25 protein-coding genes are annotated in these 23,370 nt (G+C 61.6%); 11 read left to right on the forward strand and 14 right to left on the reverse strand.

Features of this window, described 5'->3' with window-relative positions; all coding sequences use genetic code 11:
• Window positions 1-65 precede the first annotated feature (65 nt).
• The gene (locus EA473_RS05485; protein ID WP_124194657.1) at window positions 66-893 is read left to right on the forward strand and encodes an alpha/beta fold hydrolase; all 828 of its coding nucleotides are present in this window, start codon (window positions 66-68) and stop codon (window positions 891-893) included.
• An 851-nt stretch (window positions 894-1,744) separates the two neighbouring features.
• On the opposite strand, the gene EA473_RS05490 is transcribed toward EA473_RS05485, so the two are convergent.
• Complete coding sequence (locus EA473_RS05490) at window positions 1,745-2,164, reverse strand: CBS domain-containing protein (RefSeq protein WP_124194658.1); 420 nt, start codon at window positions 2,162-2,164, stop codon at window positions 1,745-1,747.
• A gap of 263 nt (window positions 2,165-2,427) precedes the next feature.
• Here EA473_RS05490 and EA473_RS05495 point away from each other — a divergent pair, with 263 nt between their 5' ends.
• A complete protein-coding gene (locus tag EA473_RS05495; RefSeq protein WP_124194659.1) occupies window positions 2,428-2,856 on the forward strand; it encodes a universal stress protein in 429 nt (142 codons plus the stop codon).
• Window positions 2,857-2,868: 12 nt separating this feature from the next.
• On the opposite strand, the gene mgtE is transcribed toward EA473_RS05495, so the two are convergent.
• The 3 genes from mgtE to EA473_RS05510 all read right to left on the reverse strand — a co-directional run bounded on the left by mgtE (window position 2,869) and on the right by EA473_RS05510 (window position 6,011).
• Complete coding sequence (gene mgtE, locus EA473_RS05500; RefSeq protein WP_243645191.1) at window positions 2,869-3,948, reverse strand: magnesium transporter; 1,080 nt, start codon at window positions 3,946-3,948, stop codon at window positions 2,869-2,871.
• Between the two features lie 295 nt (window positions 3,949-4,243).
• Window positions 4,244-5,065, reverse strand: coding sequence for an IS5 family transposase (locus tag EA473_RS05505; protein ID WP_124194661.1), 822 nt, complete (start codon window positions 5,063-5,065; stop codon window positions 4,244-4,246).
• 298 nt (window positions 5,066-5,363) lie between these two features.
• A complete protein-coding gene (locus tag EA473_RS05510; protein WP_124194662.1) occupies window positions 5,364-6,011 on the reverse strand; it encodes a helix-turn-helix domain-containing protein in 648 nt (215 codons plus the stop codon).
• Window positions 6,012-6,097: 86 nt separating this feature from the next.
• Between EA473_RS05510 and EA473_RS05515 the strand changes: the two genes are divergently transcribed.
• Window positions 6,098-7,774, forward strand: coding sequence for an NADH-quinone oxidoreductase subunit D (locus EA473_RS05515; protein WP_124194663.1), 1,677 nt, complete (start codon window positions 6,098-6,100; stop codon window positions 7,772-7,774).
• 253 nt (window positions 7,775-8,027) lie between these two features.
• Here EA473_RS05515 and EA473_RS05520 read toward each other — a convergent pair whose 3' ends face one another.
• From EA473_RS05520 to EA473_RS05530, 3 genes are all read right to left on the reverse strand, one after another.
• Complete coding sequence (locus EA473_RS05520) at window positions 8,028-8,306, reverse strand: DUF5808 domain-containing protein (protein ID WP_124194664.1); 279 nt, start codon at window positions 8,304-8,306, stop codon at window positions 8,028-8,030.
• Window positions 8,307-8,400: 94 nt separating this feature from the next.
• Complete coding sequence (locus EA473_RS05525) at window positions 8,401-8,640, reverse strand: PRC-barrel domain containing protein (RefSeq protein ID WP_124194665.1); 240 nt, start codon at window positions 8,638-8,640, stop codon at window positions 8,401-8,403.
• A 72-nt stretch (window positions 8,641-8,712) separates the two neighbouring features.
• On the reverse strand, window positions 8,713-8,991 hold the full coding sequence (locus tag EA473_RS05530; protein WP_124194666.1) for a MarR family transcriptional regulator: 279 nt from the start codon (window positions 8,989-8,991) through the stop codon (window positions 8,713-8,715).
• Between the two features lie 473 nt (window positions 8,992-9,464).
• Between EA473_RS05530 and EA473_RS05540 the strand changes: the two genes are divergently transcribed.
• The 3 genes from EA473_RS05540 (at window position 9,465) to EA473_RS05550 (ending at window position 12,659) form a co-directional block, all read left to right on the forward strand.
• A complete protein-coding gene (locus EA473_RS05540; protein ID WP_124194667.1) occupies window positions 9,465-10,166 on the forward strand; it encodes a zinc ribbon domain-containing protein in 702 nt (233 codons plus the stop codon).
• 167 nt (window positions 10,167-10,333) lie between these two features.
• Window positions 10,334-11,323: a hypothetical protein gene (locus EA473_RS05545; RefSeq protein ID WP_243645192.1), complete on the forward strand. Its 990-nt coding sequence runs from the start codon at window positions 10,334-10,336 to the stop codon at window positions 11,321-11,323.
• Window positions 11,324-11,840: 517 nt separating this feature from the next.
• Window positions 11,841-12,659 (forward strand): alpha/beta fold hydrolase, encoded by an 819-nt coding sequence (locus tag EA473_RS05550; RefSeq protein ID WP_124194668.1) that lies wholly within the window; start codon window positions 11,841-11,843, stop codon window positions 12,657-12,659.
• 53 nt (window positions 12,660-12,712) lie between these two features.
• Here EA473_RS05550 and EA473_RS05555 read toward each other — a convergent pair whose 3' ends face one another.
• Window positions 12,713-13,831 carry an alpha/beta hydrolase gene (locus tag EA473_RS05555; protein WP_124194669.1) on the reverse strand — a complete coding sequence of 373 codons (1,119 nt, stop codon included), beginning with the start codon at window positions 13,829-13,831 and terminating at the stop codon, window positions 12,713-12,715.
• Window positions 13,832-14,026: 195 nt separating this feature from the next.
• On the opposite strand from EA473_RS05555, the gene pyrE reads away from it, so the two are divergent.
• Entirely contained in the window at window positions 14,027-14,554 is a 528-nt protein-coding gene (gene pyrE, locus EA473_RS05560) for an orotate phosphoribosyltransferase (protein ID WP_124194670.1), read from the forward strand.
• Between the two features lie 21 nt (window positions 14,555-14,575).
• On the opposite strand, the gene EA473_RS05565 is transcribed toward pyrE, so the two are convergent.
• Together EA473_RS05565 and EA473_RS05570 are read right to left on the reverse strand one after the other, a co-directional pair.
• Window positions 14,576-15,217 (reverse strand): class II aldolase/adducin family protein, encoded by a 642-nt coding sequence (locus EA473_RS05565; protein WP_124194671.1) that lies wholly within the window; start codon window positions 15,215-15,217, stop codon window positions 14,576-14,578.
• Window positions 15,214-15,915 carry an HAD family hydrolase gene (locus tag EA473_RS05570; RefSeq protein WP_124194672.1) on the reverse strand — a complete coding sequence of 234 codons (702 nt, stop codon included), beginning with the start codon at window positions 15,913-15,915 and terminating at the stop codon, window positions 15,214-15,216. Before EA473_RS05570 ends, EA473_RS05565 begins: the two co-directional genes overlap by 4 nt.
• Window positions 15,916-16,226: 311 nt before the next feature.
• On the opposite strand from EA473_RS05570, the gene thrS reads away from it, so the two are divergent.
• Window positions 16,227-18,173, forward strand: coding sequence for a threonine--tRNA ligase (gene thrS, locus EA473_RS05575; protein ID WP_124194673.1), 1,947 nt, complete (start codon window positions 16,227-16,229; stop codon window positions 18,171-18,173).
• A 773-nt stretch (window positions 18,174-18,946) separates the two neighbouring features.
• Here the strand turns inward: thrS and EA473_RS05580 are convergent.
• On the reverse strand, window positions 18,947-19,153 hold the full coding sequence (locus EA473_RS05580; protein WP_124194674.1) for a cold-shock protein: 207 nt from the start codon (window positions 19,151-19,153) through the stop codon (window positions 18,947-18,949).
• A gap of 176 nt (window positions 19,154-19,329) precedes the next feature.
• Here EA473_RS05580 and EA473_RS22710 point away from each other — a divergent pair, with 176 nt between their 5' ends.
• Window positions 19,330-19,599, forward strand: a complete 270-nt coding sequence (locus EA473_RS22710) for a DUF7571 family protein (RefSeq protein ID WP_124194675.1) — start codon at window positions 19,330-19,332, stop codon at window positions 19,597-19,599.
• Window positions 19,600-19,771: 172 nt separating this feature from the next.
• Entirely contained in the window at window positions 19,772-20,095 is a 324-nt protein-coding gene (locus EA473_RS05590; protein ID WP_124194676.1) for a hypothetical protein, read from the forward strand.
• Between the two features lie 24 nt (window positions 20,096-20,119).
• On the opposite strand, the gene msrB is transcribed toward EA473_RS05590, so the two are convergent.
• From msrB to EA473_RS05600, 3 genes are all read right to left on the reverse strand, one after another.
• Window positions 20,120-20,527: a peptide-methionine (R)-S-oxide reductase MsrB gene (msrB, locus tag EA473_RS05595; RefSeq protein WP_124194677.1), complete on the reverse strand. Its 408-nt coding sequence runs from the start codon at window positions 20,525-20,527 to the stop codon at window positions 20,120-20,122.
• A 76-nt stretch (window positions 20,528-20,603) separates the two neighbouring features.
• A complete protein-coding gene (locus EA473_RS22185; RefSeq protein WP_165875208.1) occupies window positions 20,604-20,765 on the reverse strand; it encodes a hypothetical protein in 162 nt (53 codons plus the stop codon).
• 200 nt (window positions 20,766-20,965) lie between these two features.
• Window positions 20,966-21,541 carry an HTH domain-containing protein gene (locus tag EA473_RS05600; protein WP_124194678.1) on the reverse strand — a complete coding sequence of 192 codons (576 nt, stop codon included), beginning with the start codon at window positions 21,539-21,541 and terminating at the stop codon, window positions 20,966-20,968.
• A 190-nt stretch (window positions 21,542-21,731) separates the two neighbouring features.
• Between EA473_RS05600 and EA473_RS05605 the strand changes: the two genes are divergently transcribed.
• Window positions 21,732-23,348 carry a bacterio-opsin activator domain-containing protein gene (locus tag EA473_RS05605; RefSeq protein ID WP_124194679.1) on the forward strand — a complete coding sequence of 539 codons (1,617 nt, stop codon included), beginning with the start codon at window positions 21,732-21,734 and terminating at the stop codon, window positions 23,346-23,348.
• The last annotated feature ends 22 nt before the right edge of the window (window positions 23,349-23,370 follow it).

Genomic DNA, 23,370 nt, shown 5'->3' on the forward strand with positions numbered 1-23,370 from the left:
TATTTCACTAAATAGTCTCATTATCGTACCTTTCGTCGTCCTACGTGCAGAAAGGTGACCGACCCATGACCGAACCGACATCAGCCGACACGAAAACGATCACCTCAACCGATGGAACCGAGCTTGCGGTCCATCGAACGGGGAGCGGACCGCCCCTCGTGCTCGTCCACGGCGCGGACATCGACCACAGGTTCTGGGACGTCTCCGGCGTTCGAGAATCTCTCGCCGAACACCACACCGTCTACGCGATGGACGGTCGCGGCCACGGCGCGAGCGAGGACCCCGGCGAGTTCGAACTGGAACGGGAGTTCGAGGACATAGTCGCGGTCGTCGACTCGATCGACGAGCCCGTGCAGGTGGTCGCGGAGTCCGGCGGCGCGTTCTACTCGCTGGAGGCCGCCCTGCGAACCGACAACATCCGCACACTGGCCCTGCACGAACCCCCCGTTCCAGGGTTCGAAAGCACTCGCGCCAACGGGGGCTTCGAGACGATGGTCGCCATGTTGAACGAGGGAGACCCCGATCGGGCGCTGGCGACATTCCTGAAAGAGGCCGCCGGGTGCACTCGAGAGGAGGTCGAGGGATTGCGCAACCATCCGATATGGCCGGAGTATGTGGAGACTTTCGTCGAGACCGTAATCCCCAAGATGGAAACCACAACCGAAGCCGACTACCAGTTCGACCCGGACCGGTTCGCCGAGTTCGACGTCCCGACGTTGCTGTTGACGGCCAGCGAGACGGCAGACTGGCTCCTCGAGGCGACGTATGCGGTCGCCGACGCGCTCCAGGATGTCCGGGTCGTCGGCATCGACGGATACGGCCACGGCGCAGTCGCCAGCGCACCGGACTGGTTCACGAGTGAAGTACTCGCGTTCGTTGATGAATCGGACTGACGGTTCAGAAACCGTCTCCGACCTTCCACAGGCCCCGTTTTTACTGCCTATAACCTCTGGGTGTTGCACGACCACTCTGCCAGCTGCTGGATAGGTCAAGCGAAGCGTGCTGAATACAGAGCGCGAATGTTGCACAAAATTTGGCTCGATCTGCGAAGGTAGTGATCGCTCAGTACAGGGAACTCAATGTTCGCACAACCCAGTGGCACTACATTTTTACTCCCCTGTGTTGAAGTGATTGTATGTTAATGAGAAACGGAACGGAAGATGGACTCCTCAATAGGGGGACAGTATTGTCTCTCGTCTCTGTTGGGTATGTGTTCATTCTTGTAGGCTTACTGTACAGTATTACCACTCAATCGTGGAACGTATTCTCTGCACTCGTATTTATTGGGGCTCTTCTCGCAATTCCGTTTATGCTCCTGACGTGAATCGGTCAGTTCGCACGTGTAGTGTACGGATGGTTCACTTCCTGCGGCGCGAAACAAACGGAGGTGGCGTGCTGCACTCATCCTCTGTATCTTGCACGCGCTTTCTACCAACTTCTGGATAGTTGGATTCGGGGTGTGCAAGATTGACGGCGCGAATGTGGCACAGATTGAACGTCGATCTGTGAGTATAGTGGTTGCTTAGTACAAGCGAAGGATGCAACGCGAAAGATCGGGATCTAACCTACCGCTGATAGTAATCGTATGTAAGGTTCGAAAACTCTCTGAAGCGATAATATATGATTCAGAAATGGGTTTTGTTCTCGTAGAGTATAGCCTACATCGCAAGGGAATTTGAGACATAAAGATTGTCTTCAATACACGCGGACAATTGATGCTGAGCGCAGTTACCCCGGCTCGGTCTTATATCCACGGCCAACTGGATGTTAAAAGTCGTTTAGCCGCTTTCTCGTCGAGGGCCTGGATCACATCGTTAGCCCGGATGATCCCAACATACTCTTGATTTTCATCTACGACTGGGAGCACTGCAAGCTGAGCCTCCTTGATCCGGCGTGCTGCATCCGGCACTGAATCTGCGGTCGAAACAGACATGGGATCTGAAGTTATAAGCGCATCAACTCGCTCGTCATTCTCCGCATTCAACAATTCCCGCATCGACACGGAACCGACGAGTTCGTCATCATCAGTCACGTAAACATAATATACCGATCCATCGGAGGGTGTAAACTCCATCACTGCTGTGATTGCTTGCTCGGCGGTTGTCTCCCCATCGACACTCACCGCCTCCTTTTTGAGGATTTGCTCGATTGGTGTTTGGGTCATATTGCGATATTGATTCTCAGTAATTATTGATGTTTGGGATGATGTTAGATGAGACTGTTTCCACGGGGAACCACGAACAACCAAATCCAAGCAGTGAAACGGCTTGATTGTTGAGCAGTGTTCTAGCGTACATCTCTGCGAAGGCGATCACTGGAACGAATCGGTAAGGTAAGGGCTTCAAGCTGAAATGAGGACGGCACCGGACGTCGTCAGTGATCACTCCGACACCGCTTTTGAAGACGGATGAGTGAGAAGACTCCACTATGGACATTCTCGTTCCAATCGACGGCTCGGACCCTTCGATGGCTGCCCTTGAATACGCCTGTGCCAACCATCCAAACGCGATGATTACAGTACTGTATGTGAGCAATCTGAAGAGCGGCCAAAATCGATTCATCGCGGGCGAAAGCTTCCATGAATGGAAACAGACGGAGGAACAAAATGCCGAAGAGCTGCTCGATACGGCCCGTGAGAAAGCTACATCGTTTGGATCCGATATCGAGACTGCACACGAATTCGGTGATCCGATTCGATACATCGTGCGGTATGCAGAGGAAAACGACTTCGATCAGATCGTCATCGGTAACCGCGGGCGCGATGGTGTCTCACGACTGGCGCTTGGGAGTGTTGCCGAACGAGTCGTCCGACGGGCCTCGATGCCTGTCGTCGTCGTCAAGGCAAACGATTTATAACGAAACTAGTATCTACACACCGAGTTCGATCACGAGCAGCGTTGCCAATCCGAAGTAGATCAACAGTCCGCTCACGTCCTTGATCGTGGTGACGATTGGATTCGACGCTGCCGCTGGGTCTTGACCGATCAGATAGACCAGCCACGGAATGAGGAAACCGACCAGCGCCGCAACGATGGATGTTCCAACCATCGCACCAAAGACGACGTACGCAATATCCGCTCGTCCGAGCCACATGAACGCGACAACGGCGGCGACAGCACCGACCATGAGTCCGATGAGCGCCCCGACGGCGGTTTCTTTCCCGATCCGACGAACCACGTTACTCTTATCAATATGGCCAAGCACCACGCCACGAATGAAGATCGTCGAAGACTGCGTGCCGACGTTCCCGCCCATGTCCATTACCACGGGAATGAAGAACGCGAGAATAACGACCGCCTCTAAGGTGTCCTCATAGACGCCAATGACGCCACCGGCCAGAAACCCACCTGCAAGCGCGACGATGAGCCACGGAACCCGGATACGAAGAATATCGGAGAGAGATGCATCGAGCATGATCTTACTCCGCTGTTCTTCTACGTCAGTGAGGTCGCTTGCTCCCAGTTCTGGGAGGTTCATCCCTTGCATCCGAAGCATATCCTCACTGCTTTCGGCTTCCATCACGTCAACGAGCGTATCCGACCGAACGATACCGACCAACTGCCCGTCGTCATCAACGACTGGAACCGCAGGGTAGTGAAGGTCTGCGACATCCATCGCAGCCTGCTCGGCGTCAGCGGTCTCGTGAAACGACACTACCTCTTCTTTCATAATCGACGAGAGTGGATCGTCATCGGGTGCCGACAACATTTCTCGAAGTGAGGCAACTCCGATAAGCCGATCATCCTCGTCAAGGATGTACGTATAATAAATGGTGGTCTGTGTCGGATCTTCGGGTGCAAATTCTTGGAATCGATCCGTTGCCTCTTCGATGGAGATGTCAGCCGGAACCGCGACGTATCCATCAGTCATCACGTCGCCAACAGACAGTTCGTAATCCTCTGCCTCCTCCGGTGGTTCATCCATCACCTCCTCAGGTATCGATGACATTCTACATCTGTTTTTCTAGGTATCTCATATAAATCCACATCAGACACGGAATTAGACGGTGATAACTTTACATCTTTCACGGCACGGCGAATATCATCTGGAATGGAAGGAATCTCAACTGTCGGTTCCTAATTCTACTAAACGTCTGCTTCATCCGTTTCGGAGAGAAATAAGCGAAGTCGTCGTGCTGAATTCATGCTCTATATTCTGCTTCGTAGGATCGCTAGCCGAGGCTTGATTTCGGTGTCGCCACTGATCCAGCCGCCAGTGAGAAACCGGGACACGGCGGTTGATCCTACGGATATCTGACCGTTCGGCGAAGATTATAGACGGCACATTTGAGCACCATCTCGCGGAACTCCAGATGCCAGCTTCGCGCACGCACGGCGGAGCCGAGCGTGCGCTTGAGGCTTGAGAAGACGGTTTCTACCATCCAGCGGCGGTTGTATCGATCACGATCCATGCGGGCGTTATGAGCGTGATCGAGCGCCCAGTAGATGCGATGTTTGATCAGTGGACGAATCCCGTTTGCGCGAAGTTCGTCTCGGAATGCTTTATCGTCGTAACCACGGTCTGCGGCCACTGAGAGCAGGTCACCCGCATTTCGGCGGGTGACCTGCGGGCCAATTCTGAAATCGGATGGCGTTTTCGTCGAGATGTGGACGTCGGTGACGTACAGCGTTTCGACGTCAACTAAGGCGGTGACTTTCAGCGTCCGAACACGATAATGCGCCCGCTGCGCGTAGTGGCGTGACGGCTGGTCACGGTCGAATCCCGTTGAATCGATGGCAGCGTGACCAGTGTGTTTCTCGGCTGATTCGCCGAGAAACGCACGGTACGTCTTCATCGAGATCTGCTCGAACCAGTCACGGAGCACGGTGAAGTGAGGAAGGCGTGTGAGCCCGATTTCTTCGAGAATGCCGGGCATTTCACTGAGCAGGTCTATCGTCTGGCGGTAGGACGTTCCAAGCTCGATTCGGAGTGCTTGCAGGGTGAGCATCGCCCACTCGGCGAACCCGCCACCCCCTTCGGGGTCGGCGGGTTCGTCCGGGTTCACGACAACGTTTTTAGCTTTCGTGACCGATTCTCGGGTGAGGAGGCGGAATTCCGACTTCACAACACTCTGCCTCTTCGCTTTCTACGGAGATAACGCGATTGAGGCGGCGCTGTCTAGCGATCCTACAGAGCACTATATTCAGCACGCTATTCTTGACAGCTATCGGTGAGGCCGATTGCTGCCCTATTACTCTCTCAGCCTGTACTGAACGCGAGTTTCACACCTCAGATTGAATAAACAATCAGTAGTACCAACTACTGATACGATACTCCCTCTCATACGGATTACTGTAAGTCATTGCCGGCGCGACCGCAGGACGTGACGCGGTCGCGCCGGAAAATCGTTACAGCAATCCGTATCAGAACTCGAGGCGCTCCACCACGCGCCGTTCGGCCTTGCGGAGGTGTTCGGCGGCGGTCCCCGGCGCACAGCCGAGTTCGGCGGCGACGTCCTCGACGCTCGCCTCCCGGGGAACGGCGAAGTAGCCGAGGTCGCGGGCGATCCGGAGCGCCTCGCGCTGTCTGTCGGTCAGCGTTTCGACCGCGCGGCCGCCGCGGTACTCACCGACGCGCTCGACGGTCGTCTCGATTCCGTCGGGGACCGCCTCGAGTGCGGCCTGGATATCGTCCGACTTGCCGACCAGACCGAACCGCACCGAGAGGTCCATCCGGTACTCGAGCGGCGGGATCGGTACCAGGCTCCCGCGCGCGAACGCCCCGATGAGTTGTTCGCCGAGTTCGCCGGGTTCCTCACGAACGTAGACGTAGAACCCGTCGCCGTCCGCATCCGTGACGTCGACCGTGAGGGGAGTCTCGAGTTCCGCGAGTCGCTCGCGGTAGGCGGCTCGATCCCCGACGACGTGAAAGAGAAAGACGTTGTAGCCGTCGTGAGCGTGGTTCCAGTTGACCAGTCGATACCGGCTGAACGAGTCGTGTTCGGCGGCGAAGCGGTGCATCGGGTGGGCGTTCTCCGGGCCGTGTTGGAGGGTCAGTCGAACCGACTTCATCGGTCGTCGTTCGGCTGCCCTGATATAAATGGCCTAGCCTGTGACCCAGAATCGATTCCCACGACGGGCGTCCATCGTCGAACGGGATGCTTTCGGAGTTGACACTCGAGCACGCCGGCAGGGCGGAACCGACGAGGGAGAGATGGACTGCGGGCGAACTCGAGGACCTTTTGGGGGAGTTCGTGTGCTCTCGTGACGACCACCTGAACGCACCGGCGTTCGTGGTCCGTCCGGACTACGTCCGGGCGGTGCTCTCGATCCTCCGGGACGAGGCCGAACTGGATCACTGCGCCTGCGTCACCGCCCAGCAGTACCCCGATCGGTACGAGACGATCTACCACCTCCGGTCGTACGCCGATCCGACGCGAGAGGTGAGTCTCGTCGTTCCGACGTCGATCGACGACCCGAAAAGCGAGTCCGCCGCCCCCGTCTTCGAGACGGCGAACTGGCACGAGCGCGAGGCATACGACCTCGTCGGAATCGAGTACGACGGCCACCCCGACCTCCGGCGCATCCTCCTGCCCGAAACGTGGCAAGGTCACCCGCTGTCGCTCGAGTACGATCGACAGACCCCCCAGATTGTCACGCTCTCCGAGCACGCGAACCCGATCGCGCCGGACGAACGCGACGCCGAGTCCGAAACCCTCTTTCTGAACCTGGGTCCTCACCACCCCGCAACTCACGGCGTCATGCACGTCAAGGCGGTCCTCGACGGCGAGACGGTTCTCGACGCGGAACCCGACATCGGCTACATGCACCGCTGTGAGGAACAGCTGTGCCAGCAGGGAACCTACCGCCACCAGATCATGCCGTATCCGGATCGGTGGGACTGGGTGTCCTCCGGATTGCTCAACGAGTGGGCCTACGCCCGCACCGCGGAGGATCTCGCCGATCTCGAGGTGCCCGAGTACGCCCAGGTGATCCGCACCATGGGCGCGGAACTCTCGCGGATGGCGTCTCACTTCATCGCGATGGGGACCTACGCGCTCGACGTCTACGGCGAGTTCACCGCGACGTTCCAGTACTCCATGCGCGATCGTGAACTCGTCCTCGACATCCTGGAGGAGCTGACCGGCCAGCGGATGATGTTCAACTACCTTCGTCTCGGGGGCGTCGCCTGGGACCTCCCCGAACCCCGCGCGGCGTTCATCGACGACACTCGAGACGTCCTCGAGGACCTCCCCGCGAAGATCGACGAGTACCACGACCTGCTCGTCACGAACGATATCTTCCAACGCCGGTGTGTCGACACCGGCGTCCTCGAACGGGAGGTCGCCAAGAGCTACGGCTGTACGGGCCCCGTCGCCCGCGGGTCGGGAATCGACTACGACCTCCGGCGGGACGACCCCTACGGCTACTACGACCGTCTCGCGTGGGACGTCGTGACCGAATCGGCCGGCGACAACTACGCGCGATTGCTCGTGCGCATGCAGGAACTCGAGGAGTCGGCAAAAATCGTCGAGCAGTGTCTCGACCTGCTCGCGGAGTGGCCCGAAGACGACCGCGAGATCCAGTCGAACGTTCCCCGAACGCTCAAGCCCGACGCCGGATCGGAGATCTACCGCGCGGTCGAGGGTGCGAAGGGAGAACTCGGCATCTACATTCGTGCGGACGGGACCGAGACCCCCGCCCGGTTCAAGATCCGGAGTCCGTGTTTTTCGAACCTCTCCGTCCTCCCCGAGATCACTCGCGGGGAGTACATCCCCGACCTCATCGCGGCTATCGGGAGCCTCGACTGTATCATGGGTGAGGTCGATCGGTAACGCGCCGGTTCTCGAGCACGGAGCCGTTCCCGGTACTGGTGCCGTTCCCGGTACTGGAGTCGTGTCCGGTACTGGAGCCGTTCCTGGTACGGAGCGCCACGGGGGGATCGAAAACCGACTGTCGCGTTCGAAAACCGGTTGGTCGCATTCGAGGACCGACTGTCGCGTTCGAAAACTGGATCGGCGGAAGTGACGTCGGCGGCATCGTTCGACCGCGCGCGGCCTCGACGCTAGTCAGTCGCTGTCGCGCTAGTCAGTCGTCGTCGACGATGACTTCGACCGGTTCGTCCTCGCTTTCGTCGTCGCTCGAGGACGAACTCTGTTCTTGCTGCCAGAGGAGCGCTCCGGCGACGAGGACGACGACCCACGACCGCCAGTTCGCGAGATTCAGGGTGTAGCCGACGCCGAACGGTTTCTCGACCAGCATGCCCTCTCCGGGCTGCCAGTACGACGAAATCATACGGCTCAGGCTGGGACGATCGAAGTTGTACGGTACCCCGAGAATCTCACCGGAGGTCGGCTTGTCTGCCATGCCCGGACGTACGTCCTCACCTGATATGAGTATTGGGTCCTCGTCTCGTCCCGTGAGCCCCTCGAGCGGGGGGCCCGAACGCGTGCCCGAGCGTTCAGAATCGCTCGATGCGGATCTCGTCGTCCGTGATCGATTCGACGTTCTGCTCGTTGAGCCGGTACGTTTCCTCGTCGGAGTCGCCCCACCCGAGTTTCGACTTGATCGTGTCCGTCATTCCCGGATCGGGATCGACGTGGGGAATTCCGCCTTCGACCGTCTCGACGATACCGATCTGTTCTCCGTCCGCGTCGACGACTCGCTTTCCTTCGTCATCGCTGGTGAATTTCGCAACCATACGACGACGTTCGCCGCTCCGCGAGTTAGTGGTGTCACCTACATGTGCCGACGGTCCTCTGGACTGATTGGGCTACTCGAGTTCGCTCGCGTCGAGTTCCTCGTCGAGATACGCTTCCCCGTCGTCAGTGATCGTGTAGAGGCCAGTAACAATCTGCTCGAGTAGCCCGTGGCGAGCCAATTTCTTGCACCTGCGACTAGCGTGGCTGCTGGACGGGCCACCGAACTCCTCGACCGCTGCAGGAGTGAGATTTCCATGCTCGCGGAAAATCTCGAGGATCCGGTCGTCAACAGGCTGCATCCACTCCGCAGGTTGTCTGACCACGTTTTCAGTATCTCTGACCGTGCTCATATTCTCTACGATGTGCAAGAAGAACTCAACCTATTCTACTACCGAGTCAGTTATATCGTATTGTAACTCAGAGATAGTGAGTAATTTATTTAATGACAGGGAGTCATGAGTCGCATGGAAGCCAGTCTAGCGGGCATTCGTCGAGAAATGCCCGACGTGTTGCAGCACGTCGGACGCGGCTTCCGACTCCCCTTCAGGGAATCTAGAAGCCATGCGAAAAGACAGCCCTCGAGCCCATAACTGTAGGGCTCACGAGCCAGGCGTATCGGCTACCGATCACGAGCAGCACACAACCCCGGACGACCAGAAAACGGGCCCGCGCCACACCGCGGCACGGACGGGAAACAGTACACCCTCTGCATCCGTCCAGTTCCCTGCAGAGATACCGACACGCCACACCACCACGCAGTACGACGAAATCCTCGTTGCTGGCGAGGACGCAATCCTCTTCGAACTCTCCCCGGGTGGTCACGATGCGTAACCCCGACCGCACCCCGATCGGCGTCGACCTCGGCGAGTACAACCTCTACACCGCCTGTCCAGCCACGATGCCGAACTCGAGAGGTGCCTGCACGATCTCCGGCGACGAGATTTGCGCTCGGCTGGACGAACTCCGCGCACAGGTCGCCGCACTGCTCGCCAGTGTCTACGATCGCGACACGGTCGTCGCGTACGTGAGCCAGTGTCGTAACGAGTTGCTCGAGGCCCTCGAGGACGCGGCACGAGAACTCTGCGAGTACGCGAGCGCCTACGACCGGCCCGTCCTCGTCACCGAGGACTGCCACTACGAGCCGGACCTGTGGGCGTGGCTCACCGATCCCGACGCCCACCGCGGGACGGCGTGGCTTCTCGCGATGGCCCACCTGCGCCTTCGGGCGGTCGCCGCCGAGTACGCCCTCGAGGTCACGGCGGTGCCCGAAGCCTACTCCTCTCAGGAGTGTCACGGCTGCGGCGTCATCGGCGACCGACCGCTGGACAAGACGCTTCGCTGTCCGAACCCGGACTGTCGCGTCGACGTCGTCCACGCCGACTACAACGCTGCGAAGGTCCTCGCACAGCGCTACTCCTCCGGCCAGCGGTGTGCGTACCGATCCTCACCCCCGGACACGACGGCCGAGCGTCCAGCACTCGTCGCCGACGGCGGCCCACCACAGTTGCCACAGGACGACGCCTAACCCCACCAACCCCGGGGCGACGAGCGCGTCGAGAGCGGGCGGCCTCGAGTCGCCGCCGTGGAACCCACCCATCCCACCGCTCACTCCCGCCGTTCGCCGACGCCCGCGTGATCGCGACGCGGTAGCTGCATCGCCTTCTCAACGACCCATCCACGGATCCCAAAGTCATGAGCACGAACCCCGAGCCATCCGGACCGAACGAATCGCCCACCCAGACGTTGCCGAACGAATCGCCCACCCAGACGTTGCCGAACGAATCGCCCATCCAGACGCTACCGAACGAATCGCCCATCCAGACCCTACTGAACGAACTCGAGTCGCTTCGCGAGCGAATCGCCACGCTCGAGTCCAGCCTCGAACGGAAAGACGACCGTCTCGACCACCTCGAGTCCAGCCTCGAACGGAAAAACGAGCGTCTCGACCACCTCGAGACCGAACTCGAGGGAGAGCCTGCGGCGAACGAGCGTCTCGAGGCGCGGGTCGAGGAACTCGAAGACGCACAGACCCCGATCGAGGCGCGGCTAGACGCCCACGAAAAGAAACTCGACGCCAACAAGGATCGCGTCGGCGAACTCCAGGCCCGCGAACTCGAGAAGGGAGCACACCTCCTCGAGGAGAACGTCGACGAAAGCGAGATCGACGTCGTCGATGGCCGCCTCGAGCGAGTCAGTAAAGACGACGGTCGGCAGTACTTCCGACTCCCAGCGAGCGACGATCCACTCGAGCGTGGCGGCGACGTCGCGCTGGCTCACGGCGATCTCCTACCGATTCAGCAACTCGCCAAGATGGACGACGACATGCTCCATGCAACCACGTCGTCGCTCCCCTCGCGGCTCGCTGCCAAACTCTGGAAGGCGCGTACCGATCCCGGTGTGGGTGACAACCCCTGGGAGAGGGGCAGTACAGGAGTCCGTGAGTACGTCACAGCGAGCGATATGAAACACTGGATCCGCCGGCAGGAACGTGGCGTCAGCGACGAGTACGCAAAGAAACTCGTCTCGAGGACGATCGATGCCGTGCTCGAGCTCTCGAAGAGTCGGCTCGCGGTGCGGAAGAAATCCCAGCGCAAGAACGGGCTCGAGTACACCGAACGACGGGTCCTGCTGATGGCGGATGCCGAGATTCCCGGTGAATCACTGACTGCCGGGGACACCTGACGTCGTCGGATGCGAGTGTCCCCAGGACGCTCACGACCCCTGTACGGATTGGTGTCGCGTGGTACCGGTGAACGCCGACCCCGTCCGACCGATCGCCGGTAACGATCGACAACGGCCCGTACGAGACGGGCTGCACTCTCCACGCCACGCCGAAATCCCGAGCGAAGGCAGCCGTTTGCCCGGTCCGGTTACCTGTCCGTCCGTCACTCGATCGGTCATCGTCGGTCCAGAACGGGTGACCGTGGTGGCGGCGTGTCTGAAGACGTCATCTGTCACCAGATCCTGGCTAATTGGTCGCGCTTTCGGCGAGCGGTGCCGATCCGATCGCTCGAACGACTCGAGAGTGATAGCCGGACGACTACGAGAATCATCGGCTACGTCGACGGAATCGGCTCTCTCGTAACAGTTTCCCAGTGAGACCGCAGACCGATCGCGGTCCCACCGGGACCAACGACAGGAGTCCGTACGAGATACCGTAACTAACGTTATCCGCTCGGTCCAACCGTTCGATCGTTCGATGACCAGCCTGCGATCGGAGCTCTCGACCACCGAGTGTACGCTTTCGGACGGCCGAACGCTGGCCTACGCGACCGGCGGCTCCCCCGACGGCCACCCGGTCGTCGTACACCACGGCACGCCCGGCTCGCGGTTACTCGCGGCGCTGTGTTACAAGGCGGCCGCCAAGCGGGGGGTTCGAGTGATCGTTCCGGACCGACCCGGTTACGGAAAGTCGACCGCACCGCCGTCCGGTTGGACCTGGCACCACTGGCGCGACGACCTGTGCGAACTCCTCGAGCACGAGTCGATCGATCGAGCCGCACTCGTCGGGTTCTCCGGCGGCGGACCGTTCGCGCTCGCCGCCGCCACCGCCGAGCGAACGACGCGGGTTGGCCTGATCAGTAGCGTCGTTCCGCCGATCGAAAACGCCCTCTCGAGGCTCGCGCCGGTTCCGTTCGCGTTGCGACTGTTCTTCGAACTGTCCGGCCCGGTCGCGCGTCTCCGCGGACCGGACGCGGTCGTCGGACAGTTGACCGACCGCTCGCTCTCGGACGCCCGTGCGACGGCCGTCGCGGCGGAGTTTCACGAGGCCCTGCGGCAGGGCGCAGGCGCGATCGTCCGCGAGACGCGACTGTTCGCGGCCGACTCGTTCGACGTGACCGTCCCCGACGACGTCCCGCTACGCGCCTGGCACGGCACGCGGGACGAGAACGCCCCACTCGAGCCCGTCGAACGGTTCGTCGCCGACGCCGATGCGACGGTGATCACCGACGAAACCGATCACCTCGGAACGCTGCTCGACTACCGAATCGACGCCCTCGAGTGGGCCGCCGGGTAGGACCGGTATCGAACCGGAACCCGTCACGACGACCGTCGCCCGATCGGGATCAGTCACCCCTCGAGAGCCGCCTCGAGGTCGGCGACGACGTCGTCATACGCCTCGTGGGCGCGCTCGAAGTTCTGCGGTTCCGAGATCATCGCGAAGAAGCCGTGGATCACGTCGTCGTAGTTCCGGTAGGTGACGGGGACGCCGTCGGACTCGAGGCGCTCAGCGTACGCGGCCCCGTCGTCCCGGAGGGGATCGAAGCCGGCCGTGACGATCGTCGCAGGGGGAAGCCCGGAGAGATCGGCGGCCCGCCGCGGGAGCGCGTAGACGTTTCCCTCGTCGATGTGGCGTTCGAAGTAGTGACCGCGAAACCATCGTATCTCGTCGGCCGTCAGGAAGTATCCCTGACCGTTTTCCTCGAACGAGTCGGTTCCCTCGACCGGACCCGTAACCGGGTAGACCAATAGCTGGTAGGCGACGTCCGGGCCGTCTCGGTCGCGTGCGAGCAGTGCGGTCGCAGCCGCCAGATTGCCGCCGGCGCTGTCGCCCGCGAGCACGATCCGATCCGGGTCGGCTCCGAGATTCGGGGCGGCGTCGGCGAGCCACTCGAGGGCCGCATAACAGTCCTCGAGCCCGTCGGGAAACGGGTGTTCGGGGGCGAGTCCGTACTCGACGCTGACGACCGGATACCCGGAGTCGGCGGCGAGCTTTCGACACGTTTCGTCGTGGGTGTCGATACCGCCGAGGACCCAGCCGCCACCGTGGAAGTAGAGAACGACCGGGCGTCTCGCTGACGTGTCCGCATCGGGATCCGCGCCGAAGTCGCGCTCGCCTGGATCGACGTCCTCGTCGGGTTCGTCCGTGTGGACGTCCTTGCCGGGGCCGTCCGTATTGACGTTCTCGCCCGGTCTGTCGGCATCGACATCGTCGCCAGGACCGTCCATAACGACGTCCTCGCCGGGATCGTAGATCCGAATCGGAATCTCTCCTCGAGGGCCGTCGATAGTCCGATCGTCGACGGAATCGACGGCGATCGCCGCTCCATCACCCGCATACAACGACGCGACCATTCGTCGCGCTTCCGTGGGCGAAACCTCGTCGAACGACGGAACGTCGAGTGAGTCGTACAGCGTCAGAAACTCCTGGACGTCGGGGTGTGGTTCGTCCGCGCGCGTCGGTGTCATCGCTCGCGGGTTTGGCGGGGTCGCCTAAAAAAGTGCGTTCGTCGGCGGAATCCGTTTCATACTGCCGGCTGTAACTGTGTCAAGACTCTCGCCCCTCCGGAGCGGTGAGAATCTTGAATGACTTACAGCCGGTAGTATCAGGACACCACCGGAGTTTCACACCGTTTATTTCGGTTCGGACCGCTCCTTCGAGCGATGACCAACCAGGACCTCATCGACGCCCTTCGCGCCGCCGACGCCGTCAGATTCGGGGAGTTCGAACTCTCCCACGGCGGCACCAGCGAGTATTACGTCGACAAGTACCTCTTCGAGACGGATCCGCGGTGCCTCGAGGCCATCGCCGAGGCCTTCGCCGAGCGCGTCGACGACGACAAACTCGGCGGCGTCGCCCTCGGCGGGGTCCCACTCGCGGCGGCGACGAGCGTAGCGGCCGGCGTCCCCTACGTCATCGCGCGCAAACAGCGCAAGGAGTACGGCACCGGCAACCTGATCGAGGGCCGACTCGAGGACGGCGAAGAGGTCGTCGTGCTCGAGGACATCGTGACGACGGGAACGAGCCTCGTCGACGCTATCGAAGCGCTGCGCGAGGCGGGCGCGACGGTCGATCGGGCGCTGGTCGTCGTCGACCGCGAGGAAGGCGGCCGTGAGAACGTCGAGGACGCGGGCGTCGAGATGGAGGCGCTCGTGACGGCGAGCGAGCTGCTTGCAAACCGGGACGAGTAGACGGGGTCGGCGACGAACGCCCTACTGCCCGTACGACTCGAACTGCTCGAGCACCGTCTCCAGTTGCTCGTCGGAAAGCGTCGTCGGCTCGAGGCCCGCGGCGCGAGTCTGGAGGTACAGCCGCGCTAAACTCTCGACGTGGATCGTGTTCTCGAGTGCGGTCTCGAGGTCGTTCGCCGTCACGACGAGGCCATGGTTCTCGATGAACGACGCGGTCGAGTCGGCCTCGTCCATCGCCCGGACGATGTTCTCCGCGAGCGCGTCGGTGCCGTACGGTGCGTACTCGGCGACGGGAACCGACGTGCCGACGGCGACGATCATGTAGTGGACCGGCGGCAGCGGTTCGTGGGCGACCGCCATCGCCGTCGCCCACGGCGAGTGCGTGTGGACGATCGCGCCGACGTCCTCGCGGCGGTAGATCGAGGAGTGCATCGGCACCTCGCTGCTGGGTGCCATCCGCCCGTCGCGTTGTTCGCCGTCGACGTCGACCACGGGAACGTCCGCCGCCTCGAAGGCGTCGTAGGGGACGCCAGTCGGCGTGATCGCGAACGTGTCCCCGTCGCGGCCCTCGCGCACGCTCAAATTCCCGGTCCGACCGGGCGTCAACCCGGCGAGTTCCGACGCGTGCTCGACGACCGCTCGCCGCTCCGATTCGAGAATCACAGCACCACCTCCATCAGCTCCTCGAAGGCGTCTATCCTGTGGTCGGGCTCGCGACGACCCTCGAGCGGTTCGTCGGGATCCGCATTGAACAACACTGTCTCGAGGCCCACCGCGTTCGCGCCGACGACGTCCGCCTCGACGTCGTCTCCGACCATCACCGCCTCCGACGGCCGGGACTCCAGTCGCGACAGGGCAAGCGTGAACATGACCGAACCCGGCTTCTCCCGGCCGGTCTCCTCCGAGGTGAGCAGGAGGTCGATGTGACCCTCGAGCCCGAGCCGGTCGACCTTCGCGAGCTGGATGCGCGTCGTGAGGTTCGTCACGATAGCGACGTCGATCCCCTCCGCTTTGAGCCTGGTCAGCGTCTCCTCGACGCCCGGAAACAGTTCCATCTCCGCGACGTACGCCGACCAGAACGCCTCGCCCAGCGCCAGCGCGTCACCGGCTCTGGGCTCGCCAGTGTGCTCCTCGAGCGCCCGCTTGAAGTACAGGAACCGCTCGTGGGTCGCGGCCGTCCCCGAGAGTTCGCGTTTCACCTCGCGGCGGCCCGACTGGTAGAACGCCTCGAACGCCGCTCGATCGAAGTCGTATCCCAGTTCTCGAGCCGTTGCTCGCGCTTCGTCGATTCCCGCCCGTTTACACGGGGGGTACGGATAGAGCGTGTCGTCGAGGTCGAACAACACGGTCGTGGCGGACATACGGATCGATGCGCTCCGAATCGCAAAACGAGTACCGGTCGCCGGAGCGGACGGCTCCCTCGAGCGTCCTACACAGGAGCGTCCCACACAGCGGTGGACCGCAACTACCGAGCCGCGCGCCCATCACAACGCTTTTATCCCGAACCGGTTTATCCGTATCCACGATGGTAGGTGTCCGCTTTACAGGGGCGTCAGCCCGTTTCTAACCTTCACCTACCGTGCGCTGTGTCGAACTCGAATTCCGACGACGATCAGCGGACGGTCCGGGCGACGAACTCGGGCGCGGACAGCCACCGAAAACTCTCTCAGCCATGTCAGAATCAGAACCGGAGTCACAGGAGTCGATAACGGTCGTACTGCCGGACGGATCCGAACTCGAGGTCCCGGAGGACGCGACGGTCGAAGACTGCGCGTACGAAATCGGGCCAGGACTCGGCCGCGACACCGTTGCGGGCAAGCTCGACGGCGAGCTGGTCGCCAAGGAAGAGCCCGTTTACGACGGCGTCGAACTCGAGATCGTCACCGAGGGCTCCGAGGAGTCCCTCCGGGTGATGCGCCACTCCGCCTCCCACTGTCTCGCGCAAGCGGTCGAGCGCCACTACGACGACGTCGAGCTCGCGATCGGGCCGCCGACGGACGACGGCTTCTACTACGACTTCGACAATTTGGACGTCGACGAGGAGGACCTCGCCGCCCTCGAGGGCGAGATCGAGGAGATCGTCGACGCGGACTACGAGATCGAACGCGAGGACGTCTCGATCGAGGAGGCCGAAGAACGCCTCGCCGACGAGCCGTACAAACTCGAACTTCTGGAGGAGTTCGCCGACGAGAACGATACCGTATCGTTCTACAAACAGGGCGAGTGGGAAGACCTCTGTGCCGGCCCGCACGTCGACTCGACGGGCGAGATTGGCGTCGTCTCCCTGCTCGAGATCGCTGGCGCGTACTGGCGCGGCGACGAGGAGAACACGATGCAGACGCGCATCTACGGCACCGCCTTCGAGGACGAGAGCGATCTCGAGGAGTTCATAGAGCAACGACGGGAGGCCGCCGAACGCGATCACCGCCGGATCGGCTCGGAGATGAACCTCTTTTCGATCCAGGACGTCACCGGCCCCGGCCTGCCGCTGTATCACCCGCCGGGCAAGACCGTCCTCAAAGAACTCGAGTCGTTCGTCGAGACGCTCAACCACGACGCCGGCTACGAGTACGTCGAGACGCCCCACGTCTTCAAGACGGACCTCTGGCACCGGTCGGGCCACTACGAGAACTACGAGGACGACATGTTCATCTTCGACGTCGGCGACGACGAGTTCGGCCTCAAACCGATGAACTGTCCCGGCCACGCCGCCATCTTCCAGGATCAGTCCTGGTCGTACCGCGATCTGCCGATTCGCTACGCGGAAAACGGGAAAGTGTATCGCAAGGAACAGCGCGGTGAACTTTCCGGACTCTCGCGGGTCTGGGCGTTTACCATCGACGACGGCCACCTGTTCGTCCGCCCGGAGGGGATCGAACGGGAGGTCGAGACCATCATGGACATGATCGTCGACGTCCTCGAGACGTTCGATCTCGACTACGAGATGGCGCTCGCGACCCGCCCCGAGAAGAGCGTCGGCAGCGACGAGATCTGGAACCAGGCCGAATCCCAACTCGAGTCCGTCCTCGAGAAACGTGATCTCGAGTACGACCTCGAGGAGGGCGACGGTGCCTTCTACGGTCCCAAGATCGACTTCGCGTTCGAGGACGCGATCGGGCGAAGCTGGGACGGCCCTACGGTCCAACTCGATTTCAACATGCCCGAGCGCTTCGATCTGACCTACGTCGGCGAGGACAACGAGGAACACCGACCGGTGATGATCCACCGGGCGCTGTACGGCTCGTACGAGCGCTTCTTCATGATGCTCATCGAGCACTACGAGGGCAACTTCCCGCTGTGGCTCGCACCCGAGCAGGTTCGCGTCCTTCCCATCTCGGATGCGAACCTCGAGTACGCCTCCGAAATCGCCGACCGGTTCGACGAGTTCCGCGTCGAGGTCGACGACCGCGACTCGACGCTCGAGCGAAAGATCCGCGCCGCCCACGACGACCGAGTCCCGTATCAGATCATCGTCGGCGACAACGAGCAAGAGGCGGGCAACATCTCCGTCCGTGACCGGTTCGAAGACCAGGAGTACGACGTCTCGATCGACGACTTCCAGGACCACCTCGAGGCCGAACGCGACGAGAAGCGGACGGAACCGGACTTCCTACAGTAACGTCCACCACCTGCCTCGAGTCTGCGAATTCGGATCACGGTAATTCCATCGGTCGATCCGAGACCACCACGTCCGCGCTCGCGACGGCAGCGGAACCCGTGAACCGCCTCGGGGTCAAGTGGTTCCAGACGCCGTTGGCGTCTCGTCATCAAGCGAGACCGGCGGTCTCGCGGACCTCGCGGAGCTTCGCTCCGCTCAGTCACGAAAATCTCCGATTTTCGGACGACCCCGAGGCACTCGGCCTGCTCAGCCTGTAGACACGAGGAGTAGCCACGCCCTCCACAGCCGGTTTCTCCGCACGGCGCTTCGCGCCGTCTGCTCACGGGCGCGTAGCACCCGTTCGCATGGTTTGCGAGACCGAAGGTCTCGCACTATTCGGATGGTTGGCGGATCCGTCGGTTCCGCACAAACGCTCCCGCTGGCGCTGTCCGCCGTCAGCGTGGGCGCTGACGAGCCGTCGCTCACGCGTTCGCGACGACCTCGCACGGTTTCGCTGAGTGCCCTCCCTTTCGGTCGGTTGTTCGACAGCGTGGGCCACCGGTCATGGATGGTCAGATGCACAACGATATCTACACGTGCCAACTGACTGCTGGAACTCCTATCAACCAACGCATCTTTTCGAAGAGCCGTGACGACTACAGGGCGCGAGTCGGTCACGTAACGTTCTCGATATTGGTATATATGGATTGACAGATGGCCTCGACTGCAACGTGTGGCCATCCGAAAAATCGAGGGTGGTGCTTGTCGCTGTAAGCGACGAGTGTGTCTCGGTATTACAGCCGGACGACGTTCGTGGCGCGGGGTCCCTTCGGTGAGGACTCGATGTCGAACTCGACCTCAGTCCCTTCCGTCAGGTCCTCTCCGCCGACATCCTCCATGTGGAAGAAAACGTCTTCGTCGTCGTCGAGATCGCCGTCGTCAGTCGAAATGAAACCGTAACCGCCAGTGTCGTTGAAGAAATCAACCTTTCCGTTTGCCATTACGAACGAATGTACGCACAGAACACGGATAACACTTCCGCGAGTTGTGGTACCGCGGCTCCTGATTTGAAACGGACGGATGGGTGCGCGTACAGCTCGTTCGGATATCGGCAGTCCGTTCGATTCCGGAGACGCAGGTATTTACCGGGCGGTCACGAGGTAAGACATGCATCGCCATGAAACCGTGCCAGAACTGCCAGACGGTCATTGACGAGTATCTCCTCGATAAACAACTCGAACCTCTGCGCGAATTCACGGCTGACGACTTCAACATCTGTGCGAACTGCGCGACCATCGTCGCGGATGCATGCGTGAAGTGTGGCGGCGCGGTGTACGTTCCTCGAAACGAATCTATCACCCCTGACTACTGTCCGGCGTGTCGCTCCGATCTCATAGACTGCACTGGCCACGATCCTGGCTGGACTCGTGGCCACATGTCCACCTGAACGCAAGTCGCTCTCGAACAATATTTTCGTCAAGGTGGTTGCTTGATAGACACGCCTACTGAGCACTGTATTTAGCACGGCTCTCTCAATATCTCCATTCTATGACACACCCTTTATTGCCACAATCCCATTCATTGATACCATAGATGTCGGACGGGCATTGATACCATAGATGTCGGACGGGTATACTACGGAGGCGTCGATGTCGACTCGAGGCTGGGCCGTCACCGCGATATCGAGCTCGATCGCCCTCGGATACAGCGTGTGGACGGGAAATGCCGTTCTGGCGTTCGGGAATGGATTCCTCGCGTTCGCCGGGTTCACCGGCGTCGCCAGCGGACTGTCGCCCGAGTTCGGTCGCTGGGCGGAGCGACACTCCCTGGTCGAGAAAGTGGCAATCGTGGCCCTCTTCGTCGTACTCGCGTACCTGATCTGGGAGGATGCACAGCCGCCCAGTTCCCCGCCCGGCGCACTCGCTGTGTTCTACTGGTGGTGAAGACGTCAGAACGCGGTCGATTGGTCACTCGTCGTCGAACTCGAGTGCGACCGAGTTGATGCAGTAGCGTTTGCCGGTCGGTTCGGGGCCGTCGTCGAAGACGTGTCCGAGGTGTCCCCCGCAGTTCGCACAGAGCACCTCAGTACGGCGCATCCCGTTGCTGGTGTCGAGTCTCGTTTCGATCCGGTCGTCGTCGGTGTCGTAGAAACTGGGCCACCCGCAGCCGGAGTCGAATTTCGTGTCGGAGTCGAACAGTTCGGCTCCACAGCCGGCACAGGCGTAACTGCCGTCGGCCTTGTGATCTACGTACTCGCCGCTGAACGGCGCTTCGGTGCCCGCCTCGCGAAGAATTCGATACTCCTCGTCGGTGAGCTTCGATCGCCACTCCTCGTCGGACGCCGTTTCCCCCTGTCGAGCGGAGTCGTCTCCCATACCCGTGGCTAGCGTCGTGAGGACCAAGAGTCTGTCTCCGGGCCGACTCGGAGATCGTCCGGTAGCGATCGGCGACTCACCGATGTGTCATGACGTCGGTGCTCTCGCAGTTCGGACACTGGGTCATCCGCCCCAGCTTCGGAACGTCGATCCGGAGCCACTCGTCGGCACCGCCCGGTGCTTCGAAGCCACAGTTTCGACACCGCGATCGATCGGCTGTAACTGGCTCGCTGGGCATAGCCGTCTGTATGTCACAAAGTACCATATAGGTTCGCACGGGGGTGACGTCGGGACCGAAAACGGAACCGTCGAGACCGAGCGTGTGACGGCCGGTGCTCGCGGGTATGACAGGTGTTCATACGGTTTACTGTAAGTCATTTCCGGCGCAACCGCCGCCCGGGTCGCGGTTGCGCCGGTAAATCGTTACAGCAATCCGTATCAGTCCGAATCGGGCGACGGGAGCTCCGGGGACGGCCTCGAGCGGTTCGTTTTCGCTCCGGTTTGCTCGGAGATCACGCCATCAGTTCGCCGTTCGTCGCCGAACTCGAGAACGGAATCGTCCCGGTACCGGCGCTCGAGTTCGTCGAATCGATCGAAGACGTCGACCGTTCGGTCGCCGTCGAGACAGGGAGCGACGTGAACGATGTCGCCGTCTTCGAACTCGGCGAGCGCGACCGTCGGGAGTCGATGGACGTCGTGGCGTTCGCCCGCGATCGTCGACTCGCCGTGACACCGGCGGAAAAACGGCTCGAGCCGACGACCCGTTCGCGTCGCCCACGCCTCGAACGAATCGAGGCGCTCCTGGATCCGCCTGAGCTGTGGAATTCGTCGGGACCGTTCCGTCCGTTCGACTTTCGGACCCCAGATTCTGACCTCGGTCGCCTCGATGCCGGACGTGGACTCGACGTTCTCGAGCCGTTCGAGCGCACGCTCCTGTGTCGGCCCGGTCGTCGCGGGCGCGAACGATCGGATCCACAACTCGACGGTTCGTGGTGACGGGGATGCGTCTTTCACGTGTGACCTCCGTCGGGGCTGTCCACGACTGTGGGTATAAGTATTTCCCGACCCAACAGTCTACGAAACTGATGCAACACCCGTTCGTGGCCGCTCTGTCGGTCGAACGGCGTCTCGGAACCGGCCCGATACACTCGTCCGAGGCCGACTGACTTTTGCTGATGTAGACCGGAGTTGGGTGCTGAATCCGATGGTCAACCGGGACGACATCGCCAAATCGGCCCTCGAAACGCTTCCGATTACGGTCGCCGTTATCGACCACGACGGAGAAATACTGCTGACGAACGAAGCCTGGCGCGAGTTCGGTCCCGGAGAACCCGACGACCACGTCGGCACCGACTACCTCGCGACAGCTACGGTCGAGGACGAACACGCCCGACGCGCAGTCGAAGGGCTCGAGGACGTCCTCGACGGCCGCCGCGAGACGTTCGCGATGGAGTACCCCTGTCACACGCCCGACCGAAAGCAGTGGTTTCTGATGCGGGCGAATCGCTTTCGCGTCGACGGTGACGTCCGAGTCTCCATCGTCCACCTCGAGATCACCGAGCGGAAGCTGGCCGAAATCGATGCCGCCGAATCGGCCGACCGACTTCGAGAGCAACGACGGGCACTCGAGCACGTTCTCGACCGGGTCGACGGGTTGATTCGGGACGTGACCGACGCCGCCGTCGGCGCGGGAACGCGAGACGAGATCGAACGCCGCGTCTGTCGGCGACTCGTCGATACCGATCCCTATTGCCTCGCGTGGATCGGCCGTCTCGACGTCACCAGCGGACGAATCGCTCCCAGCGAGTGGGCCGGGCGGGACGACGTCCCACTGGAGGACGACGGACTCCTTCTCGGATCGGACGAGCGTCATCCCGCCGTCCGGGCCGTCGAAACCGACGAAGCGACGGTCGTCCAGAACGTCGAGGCGGTCGCCGAGGCGAGTCGGTGGTGGCCCGTCGGCGTCGATACCGCCGTCGAATCCGTCGCCGCGGTTCCGATCCGGTACAACGACGTCACGTACGGCGTCCTCGTCGTCTTCGCCGACGAGGTCGACGCCTTCGACGACCGGGAACTGCTCGTCCTCGAGTCGCTTGCGGGAACGATCGCGACCGCGATGAACGCCATCGAGACGAGGCGGATGCTGACCAGCGAAGGCGTCGTCGAACTCGAGGTCGCCATCGAGGATTCGTCCCTGTTCCTGACGGCGATCGCGTCGGAACTCGACGCGAGCGTTACGTTTCGCGGACAGACGTACGACGGGGACGGGACGCCACTCGTGTTCCTCCACGTCGACCGATCCGCAGGGGTCGTCGAAGCGGTAACTGACCTCGAGAGAATCGCCGACGTGACGACGATCTCCAGTAGCGACGACGGGACGCTTCTCGAACTGACGCTCGATGACGGTGTCGTCACCGCGCTGGCAGACCACGGAGCCGTCCTCCGTCGGTTCGATACCGACGCCACCGTCGCCGACGTCGCCCTCGAGTTGCCGAGCAGCCAGTCGGCTCGATCGGTGTACGACCTACTGGACGACCGGTTCGACCGCGTCGAACTGCGTAGCTATCGCGAGACCGAACGACCGACGGAAACCCCCCAGGACCTCGCCGCACGCCTCGAGTCCTCGGTAACTGACCGACAGCTGATGGCGTTGCGAAAGGCGTACTTCGCCGGCTACTTCGCGTGGCCCCGCCCCGTCTCGGGCGAAGAACTGGCGGAATCGATGGACATCTCGCGGTCGACGTTTCACCAGCACCTCCGGGCCGCACAGCGAAAACTGCTCGACGAACTGTTCGACGGCGACCCTACTAGTGAGGGGTAGGTATTTTATAGGAATCTGTTGT

It is taken from the genome of Natrarchaeobius chitinivorans (assembly GCF_003841505.1).
Lineage (GTDB): Archaea > Halobacteriota > Halobacteria > Halobacteriales > Natrialbaceae > Natrarchaeobius > Natrarchaeobius chitinivorans.

What these genes read in the sequence shown, in the direction of transcription:
- EA473_RS05485 (WP_124194657.1), top strand. Translation starts at nt 66, where the DNA reads ATGACCGAACCGACATCAGCCGACACGAAAACGATCACCTCAACCGAT.
- EA473_RS05490 (WP_124194658.1), bottom strand. Translation starts at nt 2,164, where the DNA reads ATGACCCAAACACCAATCGAGCAAATCCTCAAAAAGGAGGCGGTGAGT.
- EA473_RS05495 (WP_124194659.1), top strand. Translation starts at nt 2,428, where the DNA reads ATGGACATTCTCGTTCCAATCGACGGCTCGGACCCTTCGATGGCTGCC.
- mgtE (WP_243645191.1), bottom strand. Translation starts at nt 3,948, where the DNA reads ATGTCATCGATACCTGAGGAGGTGATGGATGAACCACCGGAGGAGGCA.
- EA473_RS05510 (WP_124194662.1), bottom strand. Translation starts at nt 6,011, where the DNA reads ATGAAGTCGGTTCGACTGACCCTCCAACACGGCCCGGAGAACGCCCAC.
- EA473_RS05515 (WP_124194663.1), top strand. Translation starts at nt 6,098, where the DNA reads ATGCTTTCGGAGTTGACACTCGAGCACGCCGGCAGGGCGGAACCGACG.
- EA473_RS05520 (WP_124194664.1), bottom strand. Translation starts at nt 8,306, where the DNA reads ATGGCAGACAAGCCGACCTCCGGTGAGATTCTCGGGGTACCGTACAAC.
- EA473_RS05525 (WP_124194665.1), bottom strand. Translation starts at nt 8,640, where the DNA reads ATGGTTGCGAAATTCACCAGCGATGACGAAGGAAAGCGAGTCGTCGAC.
- EA473_RS05530 (WP_124194666.1), bottom strand. Translation starts at nt 8,991, where the DNA reads ATGAGCACGGTCAGAGATACTGAAAACGTGGTCAGACAACCTGCGGAG.
- EA473_RS05540 (WP_124194667.1), top strand. Translation starts at nt 9,465, where the DNA reads ATGCGTAACCCCGACCGCACCCCGATCGGCGTCGACCTCGGCGAGTAC.
- EA473_RS05545 (WP_243645192.1), top strand. Translation starts at nt 10,334, where the DNA reads ATGAGCACGAACCCCGAGCCATCCGGACCGAACGAATCGCCCACCCAG.
- EA473_RS05550 (WP_124194668.1), top strand. Translation starts at nt 11,841, where the DNA reads ATGACCAGCCTGCGATCGGAGCTCTCGACCACCGAGTGTACGCTTTCG.
- EA473_RS05555 (WP_124194669.1), bottom strand. Translation starts at nt 13,831, where the DNA reads ATGACACCGACGCGCGCGGACGAACCACACCCCGACGTCCAGGAGTTT.
- pyrE (WP_124194670.1), top strand. Translation starts at nt 14,027, where the DNA reads ATGACCAACCAGGACCTCATCGACGCCCTTCGCGCCGCCGACGCCGTC.
- EA473_RS05570 (WP_124194672.1), bottom strand. Translation starts at nt 15,915, where the DNA reads ATGTCCGCCACGACCGTGTTGTTCGACCTCGACGACACGCTCTATCCG.
- thrS (WP_124194673.1), top strand. Translation starts at nt 16,227, where the DNA reads ATGTCAGAATCAGAACCGGAGTCACAGGAGTCGATAACGGTCGTACTG.
- EA473_RS05580 (WP_124194674.1), bottom strand. Translation starts at nt 19,153, where the DNA reads ATGGCAAACGGAAAGGTTGATTTCTTCAACGACACTGGCGGTTACGGT.
- EA473_RS22710 (WP_124194675.1), top strand. Translation starts at nt 19,330, where the DNA reads ATGAAACCGTGCCAGAACTGCCAGACGGTCATTGACGAGTATCTCCTC.
- EA473_RS05590 (WP_124194676.1), top strand. Translation starts at nt 19,772, where the DNA reads ATGTCGGACGGGTATACTACGGAGGCGTCGATGTCGACTCGAGGCTGG.
- msrB (WP_124194677.1), bottom strand. Translation starts at nt 20,527, where the DNA reads ATGGGAGACGACTCCGCTCGACAGGGGGAAACGGCGTCCGACGAGGAG.
- EA473_RS22185 (WP_165875208.1), bottom strand. Translation starts at nt 20,765, where the DNA reads ATGCCCAGCGAGCCAGTTACAGCCGATCGATCGCGGTGTCGAAACTGT.
- EA473_RS05605 (WP_124194679.1), top strand. Translation starts at nt 21,732, where the DNA reads ATGGTCAACCGGGACGACATCGCCAAATCGGCCCTCGAAACGCTTCCG.